This window comes from Photobacterium sp. GB-50 (genome assembly GCF_003026755.1).
In the GTDB taxonomy this organism is placed as follows: Bacteria; Pseudomonadota; Gammaproteobacteria; order Enterobacterales; family Vibrionaceae; genus Photobacterium.
Window position 1 is genome coordinate 1 of the sequence record NZ_PYNX01000044.1, and the last position, 2,048, is coordinate 2,048.

Consider the following 2,048-nt stretch of genomic DNA (forward strand, 5'->3'; position numbering starts at 1 on the left):
GCTCTTGAAAAAACTGAAGAGCAAATCGTTAACTCTCACGAAGAAGTTGATTTGTTAGCAGCACTACAAGCACGTCAACCTGAAGTGCCAGTATTTCTACTAGCAGAACGCGCTCGTACTTCTATTCTTAACAACCGCCAGTTAATGGAACGTGTTGATGAGTGTTACTCAGTACTAGAAGATACTGCAGATTTCGTTGCTGGCCGTATCGTTGCTGCTATGCGTCGTTACCGCTCACAAGTGCTACCGCCTTTCATGAAAGCGATGATGCACTACAACGACATCCATGAGTACTCATGGTCTGCGCCTGGTCACCAAGGTGGTATCGGTTTTACTAAGACCCCTGCTGGTAACCAATTCTTCGAATTCTTCGGCGAAAATCTATTCCGTACCGATATGGGTATCGAACGTGCAGCACTGGGTTCTCTACTTGACCACAGCGGCGCATTCAAAGATTCAGAAGTTGAAGCTGCTAAAGTATTTGGTGCTCACCAATCTTACTCTGGTATCGTAGGTACTTCTGGTTCAAACCGTACAATCATGCAAGCATGTTTGAAAGATGACGACATCGCTATTTGTGACCGTAACTGTCACAAATCAATCGAGCAAGGTCTGATCTTAACGGGTGCACGCCCTATCTACATGGTACCTAGCCGTAACTGTTACGGTATTATCGGTCCAATCAGCCAAGTTCAAATGAGCAAAGAAGGCATCGCACTTAAAGCTAAAAATGCGGGCATTCCTTTCAACGCTGATGAGAAAAAAGCGAGCTACGCGGTTGTAACTAACTGTACTTACGACGGTTTATGTTACCACTCTGAAGTGACTGAAGCGCTACTAGGCGAAAGCTCTAGCCGTATTCATATGGATGAAGCATGGTTCGGTTACGCACGTTTTAACCCTATCTACAAGGGTCACTTCGCAATGCGTGGCGATGCTAAAGACCACAAAGGTCCAACAGTATTTGCAACTCACTCAACTCACAAGTTATTGAATGCATTGTCTCAAGCATCATACATTCACGTACGTAACGGTGAAGACGCGATCAACTTTGACCGTTTCAACCAAGCATACATGATGCACACTTCAACATCGCCACTATACGCAATCTGTGCGTCTAACGATGTTGCAGCTAACATGATGAAAGGCGAAAGTGGTAAAACACTGACTGACGAAGTAAACCGCGAAGCGATCATCTTCCGTCAAAACATGCGTCAGCTATTCAACAACTACACCAATGACAACGATTGGTTCTTCAAACCTTGGAACGCAGAAACTGTTACAGAAATGAACGGTGACAAGGTTAACTTTGAAGATGCATCTGTTGAGTCTCTAATGACTATCCAAGAGAACTGGAAACTAACTCCTGGCGACAAGTGGCACGGCTTTGACGAAATCGACAATGACTGGTGTATGCTTGATCCAATCAAAGTTAGCTTGCTAACTCCTGGACTTGACGACAACGGTAACTTCCTAGAAACAGGTGTTCCAGCAGCACTTGTGACTGCATACCTAGGTCGTTTCGGTATCGTACCAACACGTACTACTGACTTCCAAGTAATGTTCCTATTCTCAATGGGTATTACTAAAGGTAAGCGTGACACATTGATCAACACATTGTTGTCATTCAAGCGTCACTACGATGCTAACGCAGATATCGAAACACTATTACCTGAGTTAGTTGCATCAGCACCAGAAGTATACAAAGGTCTTGGCCTTAAAGATCTTGGTGAGCGTATGTTTAAGTACCTAGTACGTCATAACCCAAGCCAAGTACTAAACCACGCTTACTCTAGCCTTCCAGAGATGGAAGTGAAACCACGTACTGCTTACCAGTTCGTCGTATCTGATGAAGTTGAGCTAGTACCTTCTGACAAGCTAGTGGGTCGTGTTGCAGCGAACTCTGTTATCCCTTACCCACCAGGCATCCCAATGCTAATGGGTGGTGAAAACTTCGGTGACGAAACAAGTCCTCAAATTCAGTACTTGAAAGCACTAGAAGCATGGGATGCAGAATTCCCAGGTTTCGAACACGAAACTGAAGGCGC

1 protein-coding gene is annotated in these 2,048 nt (G+C 44.8%); it reads left to right on the top strand.

Annotation, left to right across the window (positions count from 1 at the left end; genetic code table 11):
* On the top strand, positions 1-2,048 hold a 2,048-nt coding region (locus C9J41_RS21545), incomplete at both ends, for an Orn/Lys/Arg decarboxylase N-terminal domain-containing protein (RefSeq protein ID WP_107295014.1).